This is a genomic window from Sorangium sp. So ce131 (genome assembly GCF_051519095.1).
Lineage (GTDB): Bacteria > Myxococcota_A > Polyangia > Polyangiales > Polyangiaceae > Sorangium.
In genome coordinates, this window is the sequence record NZ_CP150455.1 from 3,303,110 (window position 1) to 3,320,809 (window position 17,700).

The 17,700-nt window shown below is 71.7% G+C and carries 14 protein-coding genes; 3 read left to right on the forward strand and 11 right to left on the reverse strand.

The window, feature by feature from the left end; all coding sequences use genetic code 11:
• Positions 1 to 65 precede the first annotated feature (65 nt).
• Both WMF43_RS12305 and WMF43_RS12310 read right to left on the reverse strand, forming a co-directional pair.
• Positions 66 to 803, reverse strand: coding sequence for a class I SAM-dependent methyltransferase (locus tag WMF43_RS12305; protein WP_437679996.1), 738 nt, complete (start codon positions 801 to 803; stop codon positions 66 to 68).
• A gap of 229 nt (positions 804 to 1,032) precedes the next feature.
• Entirely contained in the window at positions 1,033 to 1,875 is an 843-nt protein-coding gene (locus tag WMF43_RS12310; RefSeq protein WP_437679998.1) for a PfkB family carbohydrate kinase, read from the reverse strand.
• 197 nt (positions 1,876 to 2,072) lie between these two features.
• Here WMF43_RS12310 and WMF43_RS12315 point away from each other — a divergent pair, with 197 nt between their 5' ends.
• From WMF43_RS12315 to WMF43_RS12325, 3 genes are all read left to right on the forward strand, one after another.
• The gene (locus WMF43_RS12315) at positions 2,073 to 3,491 is read left to right on the forward strand and encodes a sugar porter family MFS transporter (RefSeq protein WP_437680000.1); all 1,419 of its coding nucleotides are present in this window, start codon (positions 2,073 to 2,075) and stop codon (positions 3,489 to 3,491) included.
• A gap of 203 nt (positions 3,492 to 3,694) precedes the next feature.
• Positions 3,695 to 5,587 (forward strand): glycosyl hydrolase, encoded by a 1,893-nt coding sequence (locus WMF43_RS12320; protein WP_437680001.1) that lies wholly within the window; start codon positions 3,695 to 3,697, stop codon positions 5,585 to 5,587.
• Positions 5,588 to 5,843: 256 nt separating this feature from the next.
• Positions 5,844 to 6,398 (forward strand): hypothetical protein, encoded by a 555-nt coding sequence (locus tag WMF43_RS12325; RefSeq protein WP_437680003.1) that lies wholly within the window; start codon positions 5,844 to 5,846, stop codon positions 6,396 to 6,398.
• Between the two features lie 97 nt (positions 6,399 to 6,495).
• Here the strand turns inward: WMF43_RS12325 and WMF43_RS12330 are convergent, their stop codons facing one another.
• From WMF43_RS12330 to WMF43_RS12370, 9 genes are all read right to left on the reverse strand, one after another.
• On the reverse strand, positions 6,496 to 6,915 hold the full coding sequence (locus tag WMF43_RS12330) for a peptidase inhibitor family I36 protein (RefSeq protein WP_437680005.1): 420 nt from the start codon (positions 6,913 to 6,915) through the stop codon (positions 6,496 to 6,498).
• A 320-nt stretch (positions 6,916 to 7,235) separates the two neighbouring features.
• Entirely contained in the window at positions 7,236 to 9,197 is a 1,962-nt protein-coding gene (locus tag WMF43_RS12335; protein WP_437680007.1) for a RiPP maturation radical SAM C-methyltransferase, read from the reverse strand.
• 58 nt (positions 9,198 to 9,255) lie between these two features.
• On the reverse strand, positions 9,256 to 10,167 hold the full coding sequence (locus WMF43_RS12340; RefSeq protein ID WP_437680008.1) for an aKG-HExxH-type peptide beta-hydroxylase: 912 nt from the start codon (positions 10,165 to 10,167) through the stop codon (positions 9,256 to 9,258).
• A 67-nt stretch (positions 10,168 to 10,234) separates the two neighbouring features.
• A complete protein-coding gene (locus WMF43_RS12345; protein ID WP_437680010.1) occupies positions 10,235 to 11,152 on the reverse strand; it encodes an aKG-HExxH-type peptide beta-hydroxylase in 918 nt (305 codons plus the stop codon).
• 47 nt (positions 11,153 to 11,199) lie between these two features.
• Positions 11,200 to 12,567 carry a hypothetical protein gene (locus tag WMF43_RS12350; protein ID WP_437680012.1) on the reverse strand — a complete coding sequence of 456 codons (1,368 nt, stop codon included), beginning with the start codon at positions 12,565 to 12,567 and terminating at the stop codon, positions 11,200 to 11,202.
• Positions 12,501 to 13,445: a methyltransferase domain-containing protein gene (locus tag WMF43_RS12355; RefSeq protein ID WP_437680014.1), complete on the reverse strand. Its 945-nt coding sequence runs from the start codon at positions 13,443 to 13,445 to the stop codon at positions 12,501 to 12,503. The genes WMF43_RS12350 and WMF43_RS12355 overlap by 67 nt, the downstream gene beginning before the upstream one ends.
• Positions 13,446 to 13,707: 262 nt before the next feature.
• Positions 13,708 to 14,646, reverse strand: coding sequence for a class I SAM-dependent methyltransferase (locus WMF43_RS12360; protein WP_437680016.1), 939 nt, complete (start codon positions 14,644 to 14,646; stop codon positions 13,708 to 13,710).
• 158 nt (positions 14,647 to 14,804) lie between these two features.
• Positions 14,805 to 16,733 carry a S41 family peptidase gene (locus WMF43_RS12365; protein ID WP_437680017.1) on the reverse strand — a complete coding sequence of 643 codons (1,929 nt, stop codon included), beginning with the start codon at positions 16,731 to 16,733 and terminating at the stop codon, positions 14,805 to 14,807.
• Between the two features lie 8 nt (positions 16,734 to 16,741).
• Entirely contained in the window at positions 16,742 to 17,566 is an 825-nt protein-coding gene (locus WMF43_RS12370; protein ID WP_437680019.1) for an alpha/beta fold hydrolase, read from the reverse strand.
• Positions 17,567 to 17,700: the final 134 nt, after the last annotated feature.

Here is a 17,700-nt window from a genome sequence, read left to right on the forward strand (position 1 = left end):
GGACGCGGGCCGCCACGACGGCCACCCGCGCGAGCCGACCGGGGCTGGCGTCTTCTGCCTCAGCGCTACTTCTGGCACTCGATCAGGATGACCGGCGGGTGCTCGATCAGGTCGATCCAGAACTCCTTGCCATCCCTCGCCTCGATCTCGGGCGGCACGACCAGGCCGTGCCACGTCACGGCGCGGAACCCGGCGGCCTTGAGCGCCCGCTCGTACGTCCCCTGAAAGAAGGTGCGGAACGTGATCTCAACCCACGACCGCTCGTCGCTCCGCAGCTCGAGGCTGACCGGATCGCCGTCGCCCACCGGCAGGGACGCCTTGAAACCGATGCCGTATTTGCGATACCTCCCGACGTGGGAGGCCCACTTGCCGCAGCTCTCGTTGATCGTGACGAAGCGCTGGCCAGGTTTGAGGTTCTCGTAGATGACCTGACACATCCTCACGAGCTCGTCCCACGACTCGGCGTAGTTCAGGAGGAAGACGGCGGTCACCAGATCGAACTCGCCGAGCTTTCCAAGCTGCTTCACGTCGCTGCAGACGTACTCGATCCCGAGCGGTCGCCGCGCCTCCTGGTCGCGGGCCAGGCGGATCATCTCTTCCGAGATGTCCACCCCCACGGTGCGCCCCGCGCCGAGCTGCTTCAGCTTCCGAGTATTGAAGCCCTCTCCGCACGCGAGGTCGAGGACAGACATCCCGTCCAGGGCGCCGAGCCGGCAGAGCAGCGTGTGCTCGAACACGTCGAATATCGCGAGTCGCTTGGCCCTCTGGTAGTCTTCAGCAATGGCATCGTATTGGGTCGACATCGAAGGTCCTTGAAGAGCTTGAAGGTGAAGAGCGCCGCATGCGCTGCATTGTCGCGCCGCGCGCCGGCATCTTACGCGCTGTCGCGGCATGAAGCCACGGCCGTAACAGCCCTCTCAGCTGCGCGATCCGCACGCGTCACGGTGCTGGCGGGGATCAAAGACCGACGAAATCGTTCAGGCGGGACGAACGCGCAACTCCAACCCCCGACCGGTCACGCCATTCCCGCGCTCAGGGAGCGATGAGCGCCGTCTGTGTCTCGCTGGGATCGATCCCACGCAGCACCGCCGCCCCGTATGGCCCTGCGCGCCGGCACCCTTCCTCGACCGAGAGCCCGTGGGCCAGAAAGAAGGTGAGCGCCCCGGCGAAGCTGTCGCCGGCGCCGTAGTCGCCGACCACCCTGTCGGGCGCCGGCGGCGCATCGATCTGCGCGGCGCCTTCTCGCCGGAAGACGCGGACAGGCCGCGGCCCATCGGTGAGCACCAGCGCTCCAGGGCGGGGATCATACGTGTCCAGCGCCGCGTTCTCGCGCGGATCTGCGACGCTCCCGAGGATCACGTCCGGCGCCACCGCCGCGGCCCGGAGCGCCGCGCTGCGGCGGGCCGTGACCACGAGCCGGCGCGCGGCGCGCGCGAGGCGCAGGCTCTCGGGGTCGGCGCCGGTGAAGTACACGGCGTCGCAATCGGCGAGGATCGACCACGGCAGCGGATCCGTCGCCGCCGGCTGGAGCGGGCTCTCGGTGACGACAATCGTGCGGCGGCCCTCCGCGTCGACGAAGATCACGACGCGCGGATGATCCACGGCGCGCACCGCGGCGTGGACGTGCACGCGCCCCGGCGCGACCCGGATGCGCGCCTCGACGGCCCGCGCCGCCTCGTCGCGCCCGAGCGCCGTGAACAGGTGGATCTCGGCGTCGCTCCGGCAGAGCTGCGCGAAGGCGAGGCCGCCGCCCCCGCCCGCCAGGAAGCGCGCCTCGCGCAGGTGGAGGATGTCTCCGGGTCGCGGGATGCCCTCGACCCGTCCGAGCGTCACGTGCTCGACGTGGCCGACGACGGCGATGCGCGGCGCTGCCATGCCGCGCGACATACCACGGCCGGGCCTCGCCGGGCGCGTGCCCGCCGGGCGCGTGCCCCAGCCGAGCGCGTGCCCGCCGGGCGCATGCCCTCCGAGCGCGTGCCCCAGCCAGGCGCGTGCCCCAGCCGGGCGCGCCCTGCCGGGGACGCCGATGAGGCGCCCGCCGGCCCCGGCATGCTTCGTGGTTGGCCGAACGCATGGGAGAGCCCGCCGTGCACCCGGGAGACGGCCCCGGCGAGAAGCACACACCCACCACCCGGGTCGCGCTGCTCGCGTCCGTCGCCGCGCTCGGCGGCTTCCTGTTCGGGTTCGACACCGCCGTGATCAACGGCGCCGTCGGCGCGCTGGAGAAGGTGTTCACGGCGCACGCGGCCGCGGTCGGCCTCGCCGTGTCCTCGGCGCTGCTCGGCGCGGCCGCCGGCGCGGTGATCGCCGGCAGGCTGGCCGACCGCTTCGGCCGGACGCGGACCATGCTGGCGACCGCGCTGCTCTTCGTCGGCAGCGCGGCCGGCTCGGGGGCGGCGATGTCGCCCTGGGGCTTCAGCGCGTGGCGGGCGCTCGGCGGCGTCGCCATCGGCGCGGCCAGCGTCGTCGCCCCGGCGTACATCGCCGAGATCGCGCCGGCTCACCTGCGCGGCCGCCTCGGCTCGCTCCAGCAGCTCGCGATCGTCGTCGGCATCTTCGTCGCCCTGCTCGGCGACTACGCCATCGCGAGCGCCGCGGGCTCGGCGGCGAGCCCGTTCTGGCTCGGCGCGAGCGCGTGGCGCTGGATGTTCTGGAGCGCGATCCCGCCGGCGTTGCTCTACGGGATCGGCGCGCTCCTGATCCCCGAATCCCCGCGCTACCTCGCGGCGAAGGGGCGCATGGACGAGGCGCTCGCCGTGCTCCGCGGCCTGCTCGGCGCCGGGGCCGCCCGCGCGAAGCTCCGCGACGTCCAGCGGACGCTCTCGTCCGAGCGCCGCCCCAGGCTCGCGGACCTGCGCGGCCGCCATGGAGTGTTGCCCATCGTCTGGATCGGCGTCGGCCTCTCGGCGTTCCAGCAGCTCGTCGGCATCAACGTCATCTTCTATTACTCGAGCGTCCTCTGGCAGGCGGTCGGGTTCTCCGAGCGGAGCTCCCTCGCCATCACGGTGATCACCGGCGTCACGAACATCGCGACCACCCTCGTCGCCATCGCGACCGTCGACCGCGTCGGGCGCAGGCCGCTGCTCCTCGCGGGCTCCGTCGGCATGACGCTCACGCTCGGCGCCATGACGGCCGTGTTCGGCACGGCGGGCGTCGACGCCGCGGGCAACCCCGTCCTGAGGGGCGCCGCCGGCACGGCTGCGCTGCTCGCGGCGAACCTCTATGTCTTCTGCTTCGGGGCCTCCTGGGGGCCGGTGACGTGGGTGCTGCTCGGCGAGATGTTCAACAACCGCATCCGCGCCCTCGCCCTCTCGATCGCGGCCGCCGCGCAGTGGCTGGCGAACTTCCTCGTGAGCGCGACGTTCCCCGCGCTGAAGCAGGCCGGCCTCGGCGTCGCCTACGGGCTCTACACCGCCGCCGCCGCGGCCTCGCTGGCGTTCGTCGTGGCCTTCATCCCCGAGACGAAGGGCAAGGAGCTCGAGGACATGTGATGTGCCCCGGCGCGGCGCGAGGCGGGGATCCCCCGAGCGCCCCGCCCGCTCGCGCGCGGGATGGCTGGCATCTCGCCTTTTTACTTGGCTATTGACACTGAACCGATTAAGCTGTTCACTTGGTTCTGTTCCTTGCACGTCCACAGGGCCGGGGCCCTGGCGATGATTCCCTGCCGGCCCGGACCCGCCGCAGGAAAGAACCTATGAAGTCTATCCAGCTCACTTCGCGCTTCTATGCCGCATTGATCATGTGCTTGGCCGCCGCGTGCGGCGGCTCCTCGGACGATGACCGCCCGCAGGGCGAAGACACGCCGCCGGGAGACACGCCGCCCGGGGACACGCCGCCGGGAGACACGCCGCCGGGAGACACGCCGCCGGGGGATGAGGATCCGCCGCCGCAGGATGAGGATCCGCCGCCGGCCACGCCGAGGACCGAGCTGCTCGACGATCTCCGCAACGCGTCGAAGGCCGGCAAATTCCGGTTCGGGCAGGAGAACGGCATCCTCTGGGGGATGTACGATCCGGACACGATGAAGCTCGTGGGTACGGACTCCTGGTTCTGGAGCTTCGCGTCCCCGGCCAGCAATGGCGACCGGCCCTGGACGTCGGACGCCGCGGCCGTCGTGGGGAAGAACCCCGGGCTGCTCGGCCTCTCCCTCGACGCGATGGTCTTCGACCCGGTCCCCTGGAATCGCCGGGCGATCTTCGCGAAGTCGGCGGTCTATACCCTGGAGCAGCCGGGCGGCATCGTGACCATGGACTGGCACACGCCCTCGTGCGACTACGACATCACCCGCTCCGATTTCGCGGCCGACATCGCGACGCCGCTCGCGACCGTGTCGGTCGACGGCGTCGACGTCCCGATCCACGCCGCGGGCGGCGGCAATCCGTTCTATGCCGAGGCGGGCTACTCGCGCCCCATCGGCTCCCGCGCGGACATCCCGGAGGGCCTGACGTGCATCTGCAAGATTGCGAATGATCTGCCGATCGAGAACGGGACGCACGCCGGGCTCTCGGCGCGCACCTGGCTCGTGGCCCACGCGAAATACGTCGCCCAGTTCTTCCGCGAGAACGGGCTCGCCGGCAAGCCGATCATCCTGAGGCCGTTCCACGAGCACACCGGCGGCTGGTTCTGGTGGGGGCAGCCCTACTGGAACTGCGAGGGCTTGCTCGGCGGCCAGCCGGCCGTCACCGGGCCCGACGCGTACCGCGCCGCGTACCGCACCTTCGCCGAGACCATCCGGAAAGAACCGGGGATGGAGAACATCCTCTTCGCGTACTCGACCGACAAGCTGCGGCCGCTGACCGACAGGACGGTATCGGCCGCCGAGAAGAAGATCAGGGATCCGGAAGGGTTCGCCCGCGACCTGCTCCGCGCCCGCCTCGTCGAGGAGCTCTCCGCGATCGACGCGGCGTACGAGAGCCCGCCCGCCAAGGCCATCCTCGACCACAACGGCGCGCCGCCGTCCAGCCTGCTCGAGGCGTATTACCTCGAGGCGTATCCCGGCGACGATCTGATCGACCTCGTCGGCGTCGATCTCTATTATCCGGTCGAGCGCGCGGCGACATCGACCGATCTCGAGGACATGAAGTCGTTCGCCGGCGCCGTCGCGGCGGTCGCCGAGGCCCACGACAAGGTCCACGCGCTCACGGAGACGGGCACCTACCGGATGAACCTCCTCCACCGGGTGGGCCAGTGGACGTCGGGCGGCTCGCTCGCGCTGTACCCGGCGGCCTACGTGAGCGAGTGGCACGACAAGCTGCTCGATCAGCGCCTGAAGACGGAGTTCCTGTCGAACTACGGCCTCGGCTCGGCCTCCGCCGTCGCGCTCTCCGCCGCCGAGGTCACGAGCATGTTCCCGACCGCGGGGCAGGGCAAGGTCACGGAGGACTGGTACAACGAGCACCTCCTCGAGATCGCGAAGAGCAGCGGCGTCTCGTACGTGTTGACGTGGCAGACCTACTTCCACGGCGAGGGCGCCGACGCCAAGCCCTCCTACTACTACGTTCCGTTCCCGGGCCACCCCGAGGAAGAGAACTTCCGCCGCTTCGCGGAGGACACCGCGGTCTGCTTCGACGGCACCACCTGCGAGTAGGCGCCGCATCGACGGCGGCGCGCGCCCCGCGCTGGCGGATCTGGCGGCGCGCGTGGCGGCCGCCAGATCCCGGGACCCGGAGAGGGGCACGAGATCCGGCAAAAAAGCCGTCGGCACGCCGCTCGCAAAGAGTGCCTGCGACACGCCGCGAGGTCCGACCTCGCGCTGCCCTCGCCGTTGCGGGGCAGCGCGAAGGCCCGGGAGCGGCGTGATACCTCGAGCCGACGCCGCGCGTCGCGCTCGGATGGAGGCACCCATGTTGGTTCATCGCTCCCTGTCCATGTTTCTTCCCTTCCTCGCGCTCGCCTGCTCCGCCGCGCACGGCGCCGCCGAGCCGCTCCCGGAGAGCGCCGCTCCGCAGCAGGACGGCGCGGGGGCTCCGGCCGGCTCGACCGGCGCGACGAGCTTCATCGACGCCGGGTCGTACTTCACGAGCGCGGCCGAGATCGACGCCTGGTACGGGCTGCTTCGCGTCCTCGACGACGACTTCGACGCCGTGTGCGGCGACACCTTCTGCGAAGGCGATTACAGCAACTACACGCCGCTGCGATTCCGTTGCTCCGTCGAGGAGCACACCGGGACGATAGGCAGCTGCGTGTGGGTCCTCGCCGCGAGCAGCGAGGAGATCCTGCCTTCCACGGGAGAGGTGGAGGTGGACGGCAGGATCTTCCTCTGCGAGATGCCCGTCGCCCCGGGGACGGCCGCGGCCGACCTCGTGGAGGCGCTCTCGGCGCCGCTGGATCGGGCGATCGACGCCGCGCTCCCCGGAACCGACCTGTCGCTGTACGACGGCCTGGCCGAGTGCCTCTGACAGCCCGCCGGCGTCGGCCGGCGTGACCGCGCACCGCCCCTCCCGGGCGCGTCAGGCGATGGCCGCGATGCCCATCGCCTGACGCCCCCTCATGGCGTCAGAAGACGTAGACGCTCTTGGGGACGAACGGCAGCGGGCTCAGGCCGCTCTCCCCGAAGACGGGATACGGGTAGCCGATGCAGTTCTCGTTCTGGAAAATCGCGGCGGCGGCGCCGTTGGTGTTGTAGGCGGAGTGGGCCCTTCCCTCCCAGCCGTGCTCCGGAAGGTTGACGCACGTGCCCACCTGCGGGTTCAGCGCCCGGACGTTGAAGATCTCCCCGCCGTAGCCCTCCTCCTCGAAGAGGCAGAGGACGCCGTCGAACGGGCAGGGAACGGGATCCTCCTCCTGCGCCGAGGCCACCTCGGGGAGCAGCAGGCCTGCCCCCGCGAGGAGGCCGACGCCCACCAGGGCGCGCAGGCCCAGGGAGCGGGACGGAGCGAAGCGACGGAGGTTCCGAACGTGATCGAGCCAGTGCATGTGTATTCCTCCTCCTGCCCACCCATGGGCAGGTACTGCGGAGGCACCAAGCACCGGGGGCCACGCACGCATTCCCGGCCTCGGCTGTTGTTTACAAAACGTGACATAAACAGCACGAAGGCTCGCGTGTCCCTGGAAATCTCTCATCCTCCCGGATGGCGGCCTCATCGATATGCACCCTCTCTGCAAGGACTCATCACGTGGACCGGAAGGGGCGGCGTGGTGGGCCTCTGTAGGCGCACCCGCCTCACCAGCCGCACGAAAACCCGCAGGGGGAAGCGCAACACATCATGATTCGAGGATGTCAAGAGCGGATGGTCTCAGGCGCGCCAGGCGGCGGCCGCCTCGTCCGTCGAGCAGAGCGGATGGCTGCGCAGGAGCTCGCGGGCGCGCTCGTGTTTGATGCGGCGGAACGGGGGCTCGTCGGGGTCGGGCAACACGTAGTCTCGCCAGCGCAGCGCGACGGTGACGGTGTGCTCCCCTTCGCGGAACACCAGGCCGAGGGCGTCGAGCAGGGCGAGCTCCGCGTCCAGAGCGGCCTTGTCGCAGGGCGACGAGGCGCTCGACACCCGCCTCAGGAGCGCCGCTCCGGTGCGCGGCTCGGCGCACGCCGCCAGGATCGCGAACGAGAGCGGCGAGAGCGTGTAGGCGCAGGGCGGGCCCGACCCGCGGTGATCGACGCAGAGCGCCCCGTCCGGGTGGTCGGCGTAGAAGACGAAGCTGTCCTGGTAACGAGCGCGCCACGTCTTCAGCGCAGCGACGATCGCCCGGACGTCCTCAGGCGGGCGAACGTGGTCGCGGTACTCGAAGGAGAAGTAGTACGCGAGGCGCGAGACGGCCTCTCGAGGGAGCGGGTAGATGTAGTCGTGCGCCGGCGTCGGCCGCAAGCCCGTGAGCCCGTACTCCTCCGGCCGCTGGAAGTGGGGGCTGAACCGGTTGATCTGGAGCGGGGTCAGGCAGGAAGGCGGCTGGAGGTGGGCGAGGCGCGGGAAGAGCGCCATCGTCGCCTCGAGATCCTCCTCCGTCTCCTCCGGGAAGCCGGAGATCAGGAGCCAGAAGGGGCTCACGCCGTACGTCTCGAGGGACGCGAGGAGCGAGATGTTCTGCGCCGCGGTGACGCCCTTGTCCATCCGGGCGAGGGTGCGGCTGCTCAGGCTCTCGATGCCGGGCTGCACGGTGCGGACACCGGCGCTCCGCAAGCGCTGGATCTGCGCGGGCCGCGTGTTCGCCTTCATCTCGTAGAAGATGCTCAGCCGCTCCGGCCGGCGCGCGAGCCCCGGCATCACCTCGTCGAAGTACCGGGTGTCGAGGATGTTGTCCATCGCGGCCATCTCCAGGCCGGGGTGCGCCGCGGCGAGGGCGTCTATCTCCTCGATCGCGCGCGCGGCCGACTTGCTCCGGTAGGCCATGAGGTCGGGGTTCAGCCCGCAGAAGACGCAGTGGTGCTTCTGACCCCACCAGCAGCCGCGCGAGGTCTCGAAGGGTACGATCGGCCTCGGCGCCCCCCGCGGGAGGCTCGTGTACTGGGCGAAGAACCCGTCGAAGTCCGGGTGAGGCAGCGCGTCCATCGCGTGGACGCGCGGCGCCTCGGCCGGCGGTCCGGAGAGCATGCGGCGCGCGGCGGCCGGGGTGAAGACGCCGGGGACGCGGGAGATGTCGCGCCCCTCGAGCAGGCGGCCGATGAGGTCGACGATGATCTCGTCGGCCTCGCCGCTCACGACGGCGTCGAGGAACGGGAAGCTCCGCGCCGTCTCGAAGCCCGTCTCCCCTTCGCAGTTGGCGCCGCCGAGGAGCAGGCGCAGCTCGGGGCGCTCGCGCCGCAGCCGCCGGGCCAGCGCGAGCGACGGGACGTGCTGCTGGAACAGGCTCGTGAACCCGACGACGGCGGGGCCGAGGTCGAGGATGCGGCGCGCGGCGCCGGCGAGGAAGTCGGCCGCGGCGCGCCGCGCGCAGAGCGCCGCCTCCACGAGCCGGGGCTTGCCCTGAGGCGCGAGCTGGTCGCGGACGAACTCGGCGTCCTTCAGGCTGTCGCCGAAGAGCTCGGCGCTGAACACCCACTCGCCGGGCATCACGCCGGGACCGCCGTCCTCGCTGAGGAGCTGATAGGCCTCGACGCCGAGGAGCTGCGCGAAGTCGAGGTGCAGGTGGAGCGTCCGGGCCGGGATGCCGGCGCGGCGCAGCTGCGCCTGGAGGAGGGCGAGGCCTAGCGAGGGGAACTGGAGGATGCCGAACGGCATGCCGACGAAGACGACCGTGGGAGCGCTCTCTTGCGTGATGGGCATGGTGGCCTCCAGCTCTCTCCGCCGGCGCCTCCGCCGGCCGCGCAACCGCGTCACCCGATCACGAGGCCATCGCCTGGGCCTCCGCCCGGGCGGCCCGCGCGTACGCCTCGAGGGCGCCGAGGCGCTCCTCGGCCGCGTCGAGCAGGAGGCGGCCTCGCGGCGTGAACAGGGTCTCCCACGCGGGGATCGCCCGGATGGACTCGAGGGTATCCCGGCTGCTCGACCAGAGCGACAGGCTCGGCGGATGAAACCGGGGCGCCGCCGGCTCGCCCGTCCAGCCGCGGCGCAGCGAGAGGACCTCGATCGAGACGAGCAGGCTGTCGAACACGCACGGCACCGGGCGCGGCACCTTGCGGATCGCGGAGACCGCCGCCGATACCGGGGCGCTTGCGCGCGGCGTGGTGTGCCCGTGGAGGCGATCGTCGAGGAAGATCACGTGGTGCGTCATCTCGTGGACGAGGAACTCGACCATGTCGCCTACGGTCGCCGTCTCCGGCGTGTTCACCCAGACGACGCCGATGGCGCGGGCGGTGGAGCCCCCGAGGTTGCGCGGGACGTTCACGCAGACGTAGCGGTGGACGGTGAGGTCGAGCAGCCGGCCCCAGTCCGGCTCCACGGCGTACAGGCCGGCTCGGCCGCGCTCGATCTGGCGGTGCCTGAGCGCGACGTACCGCTCGTCGCGCGCCGCGCAGGCGGCGCGGATCACGTCCTCGGTGAGCGGCTCCAGGATGTCGTTGGGCACGGCGGGCTCGACGAAGGGATCCATGAGCGCGAGCTCGATCGCCGGGTCCTCCACGAGCTCGGGCAGCAGGCCGGAGCCGCAGGTGACGGGGGGCTGAAAGCCCAGCAGGAAGCGCTGGTATCCGTCCTTCAACGCCGCGTAGTCGCAGGGCCCGGGCGCGAGGCCCGCTCGCAGGCCGGCGTCGTGGAGGTTGCGGAAGCAGGCCGATGATCCCAGCAGGTTGTACATGAGCTGTCTCCTACGACGGCGGCGAGGGCGGCGGCCGGGGCGGGCGCGCTCGGCGGTGGCACGGGCGTCAGGCGTGGAGCGGGGCTTCCCGCGCCGCGCTCGGATGAGGGCCGCTGCGCAGCCTGGAGACGGCGGCGTGACAGCGCTCCATGAGGTCGAAGGCCCGGGGCGCGAGGAGGCGATCCCGGTTCGGGAGATCGAGCATGCTCCGGATCGTGAGGAGCACGTTGGTTACCAGCTCGGGGGTCCTCGGGTGGATCACGGTGTCCGCGTCGTGGCCGAGGACCAGGTCGCGGTGCAGGAGCACCTCGGTGGCGACGACCATGCTGTGCAGCACCTTGTCCAGCGGGCGCTGCATCCCCGTGACCGTCGCGCGCGCCCAGTTCTCGGGCAGCGGCATGAGCCGCTCGTCTCCGTAGTGGGGGCGGGAGCGCTCGTCGAGGAACATCGCCGTGTGCGTGAACTCGTGGACGAGGATCTCGTAGAGATCGCGCAGCGAGTAGGTGCGCGTGCGGCTGAGGTAGAGCACGCCGATGCAGTCGGAGCCCGAACCGCCGCGGGAGTAGCGCGACACCGGGCAGAGGACGAAGTTGACGAAGAGGTCGAACGCCGCCCAGAAGCCCGGGTCGAGCTGCCCGAATTTCCTCATCGATTCGCATAGATGGCGCACGTCTTCGGCGATCTGGGGCCGCGCCGCGGGCCCGTTCTCGAAGAAGGTGCGGTCGCGGTACCGAGGCAGGTCGTCGAGCGGCGACTCCTTCATGAAGGCCTCGAGGAAGACGTCCTCGAGCGCGGGGTCGTCGACGTAGACCGGCCCGGCCGGGGAGCCGCTGGGCAGGTAGGGCTGGATCCACTTCACGTACCGCTGGTAGGCGCGCTTCCAGCCCATGAACCCGGGATCGACGTCGTCAGGGCCTTCGAGGTAGGGCCGAGCCAGCGATTTCAGGACGTCATGACAGGTCTCTTGGCCGAGCAGATGGTACATAGCAGGCTCCCTACGTCCCTGGTCACGCACGACACGGGCTCACGCGATCAGCCCCCTTGAGGTCCGCCCTGGCCTGAGGCCGGGCCCTCCGGCTGCGCCTTCACCTCGGCGTTCGGCGGGCTCGCCGCCTCGAGCGCGCCGACGTCGGCCATGCGGCGCCCGGCGGCGGCGATTTCGCCGACGTCGGCCATGCGGCGCCCGGCGGCAGCGATTTCGCCGACGTCGGCCATGCGGCGCCCGGCGGCGGCGATTTCGCCGACATCGGCCATGCGGCGTCCGGCGGCGGCGATCTCGCCGACGTCGGCCATGCGGCGTCCGGCGGCGGCGATCTCGCCGACGTCGGCCATGCGGCGTCCGGCGGCGGCGATGTCTCCGAGGTCGGCCATACGTCGCCCGGCAGCCGCGATATCGCCGAGGTCGGCCATCCTCCGCCCGGCCGCCGTGATACCTGCGACCGGTCCACTGCCACCCGTGGTCAGCGCCTCGATATCCGCCATTCTCCGCCCCGCGGCGGCGATGTCTCCGAGATCGGCCATTCTTCGTCCCGCGGCGGCGATGTCTCCGAGATCGGCCATTCTTCGTCCCGCAGCGGCGATCTCGCCGACGTCCGCCATTCTCCGCCCCGCGGCGGCGATCTCGCCGATGTCCGCCATTCTCCGCCCCGCGGCGGCGAGGCCCGCGCTCGGACCAAACCCTCCGGTCACCAGATCTTCGGCGTTCGCCCCAGGGGGACGGGCCGCCGTCACGTCGCCGGGGCTCGCCGCGGTACGGCCGGAGGCGGCGAGGGCGCTGACGAAGCCCGCGGCCTCGCCGGGCGACTTGGGTAGGAGCGCGCCCAGCTGGTACAGGAAGCCCGGATCCCGGTGCACGGCCGTATCCAGCCCGCGCGAGCCGAGCGTCGCGCGGACCTCCCGCGACAGGTGGACACCATCGATCATGTGCTCGGTCACGCCGACGAGCAGCCGCTCCTCACCGCCGGCCGCCGCGGCGAGGGACCGCTGCACCACGATGCGCCCCTCGGTGGAGAGAGACAGCGTCCACCCGCCCCTCAGGCGCGCTCCCGCGTGGAGGAGCTCCTCGGCGAACTCCCGGATGACGGCACGGCCGAGCGCGGGCGTGATCGGGAAATCCAGGCCGACCTGGATCCACCCGTCCCGCCACTCCTCGTAGGTCACCTGCGAGGTCAAGAACGCGTCACAGACGAGGTACCGCCGCAGGACGACGCCGCCGTTCGCGCGGAAGGTCTCGAGCACGGAGGGAGCGCTCTCCACCTCGCGGAAAGGGCCGAACGCGCCGATGCGGTACTGGATCTGAGGCAGCAGAGCAGAGACCATCGAGACTCTCCTTGTTAGCAGCGGACAGGTGCGAACTGCGCTGACGTGGATCGACGCGCGGCGGTGGCCGAGGCCCGCCACTCGGAGCACAACGCGGACGTCTCGACGGCGACATGAACGCGGTCGCCCGGTCGCACGTCGAGCGGAGACGCCACTGGCACGAAGATCTGGCCCCAGTGCGTGGCCGGGGCCGTGGGCGCGGTGCAGACGCGCGTGTGCTCGTCGAAATGGATGATGAACCAGCCCAGCACGCCCTCGAGCGCGCCGGCCCGCGAGATCACGAAATCGGCCGCGAGCTCGCCCGGCCGCGGCGCGGGGGCGTACGCGTCCAGCGCGGCCGTCCAGCCGGGCTCCGCGAGCGCGCCGTCGTCTCCGCGCCAGTGGACCACCGTCGACCTCAGCCTGCTCCGGACCAGGCTCCGCTCGACCTCCATGAAGCTCGACAGGTCGAGCCCGTACCGCGGCTCGGCCCAGAAGCCCGCCTCGACCGGGTCGGGCAGCGCGACCGGCGCGAGGAAGAGATCCACCCGGGAGGGGAGGATGCGCCCGCCCGGGGCGAGCTGCCGCGCGCCGATGCGCGCGAGGATCGCCGCGGCGTTCTCCTCCCAGAGAAACCCGCCGATCAGATCGTGCGTGATGAGATCGTACCGCGCGGCGTCCTCCCACTCCCGCAGATCCGCGCGCACGAACGTCATCCGCGCGCCGAGCCCGCTGCGCCGCGCGGCCTCCTCCGCATACGGGACCAGCCCCGACCAGTCCACGGCCGTCACGTGCGCCGCCCCAGCCTGCGCAGCGAACATCGCGAGCAGGCCAGTGCCGGTGCCGAGGTCGAGCACACGCGTGCCGGCGGCGACGTGACGGTGAATGGCCTCCCGGTAGGCCTCGTTGCGGACACGGTCGCTCAGGAACCAGCGGTGAAGTGACAGGTCCTCCCAGTACTGCACCCGGCGCAGGTCCATCCGCAGCTCCCCCTCTGGCGCTGCGAGGCGGCACCAGCAGGACGAATAGATACCGGGCCGCCAGCTCCGTCAAGGGCGATGAGGGCGCCCGTCACGAGAGGAGCCAGCCATTCAATCGGACCCCGATAACCTCGATGTCCTTCCTGTTGCGGTGAGCAAGCGCCATGCCGCGATGCCGCGTGCGGCTGCACACGCGCGGTGGGGCCACATTCCTCGCGCGTGCGCTTCGCCCGCGGTGCCTGCATGTTCCTGGGGCGGGTGTTCAGGTGCCGTCATTCAATGCGGCGGGCGATTTCCTCCCCGAGACGATATAACCGACCGTGCCGCCCGCGCTCGAGTACGTGCCCTTCGCGATCGCCTCCGCCGTCCTGCGCGACGCCGCCATCGCCGCCGCCCAGGAGCTCTCGAACGCGTGCTCCTCGCCGCCCCCCGCGAGGAAATAACGCCGCGTGTCCGCCCGACTCCAGATCCAGAACTCGCGACGGGCGAAGTCGGAGAGCTCCTCCACGGTGGCGCGTTGCTCCGCGGATGTGTACGGAGGTAGGACCACGTTCGCCTTGTCGTTGAGGTACACCTGGATGTCGGTGAGCCCGCGCTCGGCGAAGAGCGCCGGGACGAGCTCGCCCAGCGAGTTGTGGCCCTCTCCCAGGGCGGCTTTGCCCCGCTCGCACAGGAGCTGCATGCGGACGAGCGTGAGGACCTCGTCCACGGGCGCGTGCACCATGGCGGTGTCGAGGAGGGCGCCGGCCACGTTGTTGGGCTCGGCGACGGCGACGAGCCCGCCCGGCCTCGTGACGCGGATCATGTCGGCGAGCATCGCCCCCGGGTCCGCGGCGTGGATCATCACGGTCTGGCACGTCACCAGATCGAAGCTGTCGCGCTCGAACGGCAGCCGCTCGGCGAGGCCGACCTGGTAACGGAACCGCTCGGATTCCCCGCGGGCCGCCGCGCGCTCGGCGGCCTTCTCGACCCAGAACGGGTCGCGATCGACCCCCGTGATCCGCGCCTCCCTGGGCAACACGCCGCCGAGCACACGTCCCCAGTGCCCGACGCCGCACCCGACGTCGAGCACCTCGCGGACGTGGTCGAGGCGCCATCGCCGCGCGAGCAGCGCGACGTAATCGGGATTCCACCAGCTGTCGCGTGTATCGCCGAAATACTCGGCCGAATGCGAGGTGTGCTCGACGAACTCATTTCCCATGACAACGCTCCTCTTGCAGGGCGCGGGCCTCGATGGCGCGCGCCGCGCGCGGCGGCTCGCAGGTCCTCAGTGTAGCGGAGGAGGACCCGCGCGGGCGCCCGCGCGGCGAGCCGCCGTGCCCCGCCGCGGCCGGCTCCTCGCCTCGCGCCGCCCTCTCGCTACGCCGGGACGGCGAGCCGCCTGCGCGCGACGAGCGCGCGGCCCTCGAAGCCGCGCACCTCGACCCGCTCCGGGACGGCGCCGGCGAGGAACGGCAGATCGACCTGCAGCGTCCCGTCCTCGACGTCGACGCTGCGCCGGGGCCGCTCGTCCACGTACACATCGACACGGGTGAGGCCGCACGTCGAGATCGTCAGGTGGAGCGCCCCCTCCTTCACCTCGAGCGCGGCGTCGAGCCCACGCGCCGGCAAGCTCGCCAGGATCTCCGCGGCGCGGCGGATGAGATCCTCATTCCGGTTCAGCAGGTCGTTTCGTGTGAGCTGGTGAATGTGATCCGGCAAGACGCCGAGATCTTCCAGGGGCGATCCCCCGCGGGCGCCGACGCGCGTCACCTGCCGTACGGCCACTGTGAAGGAGGCCCCCGAGGCGAGCGGCTTGAGCCCCGAGAGCGGGGACGCCGCCAGCATGTTCGTCAGCACCTCGTGTGTCCAGATGTTGCCGCCGCCGGCCCCCGTGTTCGTGTCCACGCCGAGCACAGGGCCGATGGCGTGATCCTGGAAGCCGGCCGCGAACACGTCGGCGGTGCTGTAACAGAGGCCGTCCACCACGAGGATCACCGGGCCGTGGTACTGCTGGCCGGTGCGGTTGTAGTCCCGCGAGAAGGGGAGGAACGGGCACCCGCGAGAGTAGGTCGCGCCCGTCTCGACCGACTGGGTGACCGAGTCCTCCCACGCGCAGAGCTCCAGGACGGCCGGCGCCACGCGGCAGAGCTCCGCCGCGAGCGGCGTGTTGCGGAAGTGCAGCGGCGCCGGCATGATCGGCGCGGGCGTGAGCAGCTCGAGGAGCCGCTCCCCGGCCGGGATCCGCCCTCCGGGGTTGCCGCGGATATCGAGGATGAGCCCGCGCTGCGGCAGGGTCCGCAGGATGCGGACGAACTCGCTCGCGAACGCGTCGACGAAATCGCGGATGGGCTTTCTGTGCTCGCCGCCCGTGGTGTTCTCGAAGGACCAGATCCGGACGTAGCCATAGTCGCCGTGCGGCGTGTTCACCGTCCGGAAGGAGAAGTTGTCCGGGAGCCGGCTCTGCTCGCCGAGTCGGTGCGCCGCGCCCGGCGCGCGCCCGCCGGACGCCGCCCAGAGCGTCGCCATCTGCTCGTGCTCCTCCACGGCGCCGAGCGCGTAGAGCGCCTTCCGCGCGCGGCGCACCGACTCGGCGAGCCGGTCGAGGCCGCCGGCGAGCGCCTCGGGGTTCTCGAGGGCGTCGCGCTCGTCCTCGATCCACCGCGAGGACGACGGCATGACGCGCCACGCGAACCGCGCCTCCCGGATCTCGCCGTCGAGCGCCCGGTACCGGACGTCCACCCACTCCTCGTCCGGCCACGCGGTGTTGCTCATGGGCCGGAGCGTCATCGCCGAGAGCCCGCGGGCGCGCCGGGCCGCGTCGGTGCTCCCCGGCTGGCGCTCCGCGCTGAGCTCCACGGCGCGCCGGATGGGCACGCCGCTCCAGTGGGTGATCAGCACCCCCGGCTGGAAATGCGGGTCGGCGACGCGCTCCGTCACCTTCGACACGAGGTAGCGGCGCTCCCCGCCCTCGAAGAACGCCTCGATCAGGAACGGGAGGAACACGACGCCGCTCTGGAACGGCTCGGGCAGCGTGTACAGCGTGTGGAGATCCCTGAGCTCGGTGAAGATGGATATCATCTCACGGTGGAATCCGAGCTCGGAGCCCGCCTTCAGCCGGCGGCGGAGGAGCCGGAGCCGCTGCACGGGGTCGATGGCGAACATGGCCCGCTTCAGCGGCAGGTGCGCGTAGAGCTGGTCGATGAGGAGGATGGCCTGATCGACGATCTCCTCGCGCGCCTCGACGGAGAGCCGGCCTGTCGCCTTCTCCAGGAACTCGCCCAGCGTCACCGCGCCGTCGAAGGGCATGGGAGACGTCAACCCGCGCTGAGCCAGGCCTCGAGCTGCTCGGCGAACGGCGCCGGGGCGTCGAGCATCAGCCAGTGGCTGGTCTCCGGCAGCACGGCGGTCGCCAGCGCGGGCCTGAGCACGTGGAGGCTGAACGGCCACGCGTTCGCGGGGGCGAGCAGGGCGTGGGCGCGGGCGGGGGAGGACGACGACGCGGCGAGGTACCGGTCCAGCGCGCCCACGGCTTCGAACCTGGCGATGCTCCGGGACATGCCGACCAGCCGGTCGCGCGGCGTGGCGGCGAGGCGCGCCAGCACCGTCTCCCGCGTCGCGGGCGTGCTGCCCGCGAGCGCCTGGTCGAACTGCCTGGCGACGGCGTCTCGCCAGCCGTCGGTCTCGAGCGCGGCGAGGTAGGGCGGGATCTGCTGCGCGTAGATCTCCGCCGGGAGCTGCGTGAAGTCGCCGGGCGGATCCGCGAGCACGAGGCGCGCGACCCGCTCCGGGTGGGCGGCCGCGACGGCGAGCACCACGAGCGCGCCGTAGCTGTGCCCGACGAGCGCCACGCGGGGCAGGCCGAGGGCGTCGAGCACCGCGAGCACGTCGGCCGCACACGCGGAAGGGGAGTAGTCCACGTCCGGCGGGGGCTCCGACGCGCCGTGCCCCCTGAGATCGAGGGCCACGGCGCGACGCCGGCCGGCGAGGTGGGCGAGCGGCGCGTCCCAGAAGCCGGTGTGGCCGACCATCCCGTGCACGAGCACCGCCGGGAGCGCCTCGCGCGAGGGCGCCGGGCCCGCGGCCGGATGATCGACGACGTGGAGCGCGCCCGCCGGGCCCGCGACAGTCCTGGAATGCATGTGCACCGGATACCTCGCCTTGCGGCCTGAAGGGTCGTGTCGAGCTGCGAGCGCCGAGCGTACGCAAGGCGCTCGGCCGGCGCAACGCGGCGCGCTCCGGGCCGGCGCCCGCCGCGAGCGCGGCGCCGCGCTGC

What these genes read in the sequence shown, in the direction of transcription:
- WMF43_RS12305 (WP_437679996.1), bottom strand. Translation starts at nt 803, where the DNA reads ATGTCGACCCAATACGATGCCATTGCTGAAGACTACCAGAGGGCCAAG.
- WMF43_RS12310 (WP_437679998.1), bottom strand. Translation starts at nt 1,875, where the DNA reads ATGGCAGCGCCGCGCATCGCCGTCGTCGGCCACGTCGAGCACGTGACG.
- WMF43_RS12315 (WP_437680000.1), top strand. Translation starts at nt 2,073, where the DNA reads ATGGGAGAGCCCGCCGTGCACCCGGGAGACGGCCCCGGCGAGAAGCAC.
- WMF43_RS12320 (WP_437680001.1), top strand. Translation starts at nt 3,695, where the DNA reads ATGAAGTCTATCCAGCTCACTTCGCGCTTCTATGCCGCATTGATCATG.
- WMF43_RS12325 (WP_437680003.1), top strand. Translation starts at nt 5,844, where the DNA reads ATGTTGGTTCATCGCTCCCTGTCCATGTTTCTTCCCTTCCTCGCGCTC.
- WMF43_RS12330 (WP_437680005.1), bottom strand. Translation starts at nt 6,915, where the DNA reads ATGCACTGGCTCGATCACGTTCGGAACCTCCGTCGCTTCGCTCCGTCC.
- WMF43_RS12335 (WP_437680007.1), bottom strand. Translation starts at nt 9,197, where the DNA reads ATGCCCATCACGCAAGAGAGCGCTCCCACGGTCGTCTTCGTCGGCATG.
- WMF43_RS12340 (WP_437680008.1), bottom strand. Translation starts at nt 10,167, where the DNA reads ATGTACAACCTGCTGGGATCATCGGCCTGCTTCCGCAACCTCCACGAC.
- WMF43_RS12345 (WP_437680010.1), bottom strand. Translation starts at nt 11,152, where the DNA reads ATGTACCATCTGCTCGGCCAAGAGACCTGTCATGACGTCCTGAAATCG.
- WMF43_RS12355 (WP_437680014.1), bottom strand. Translation starts at nt 13,445, where the DNA reads ATGGACCTGCGCCGGGTGCAGTACTGGGAGGACCTGTCACTTCACCGC.
- WMF43_RS12360 (WP_437680016.1), bottom strand. Translation starts at nt 14,646, where the DNA reads ATGGGAAATGAGTTCGTCGAGCACACCTCGCATTCGGCCGAGTATTTC.
- WMF43_RS12365 (WP_437680017.1), bottom strand. Translation starts at nt 16,733, where the DNA reads ATGCCCTTCGACGGCGCGGTGACGCTGGGCGAGTTCCTGGAGAAGGCG.
- WMF43_RS12370 (WP_437680019.1), bottom strand. Translation starts at nt 17,566, where the DNA reads ATGCATTCCAGGACTGTCGCGGGCCCGGCGGGCGCGCTCCACGTCGTC.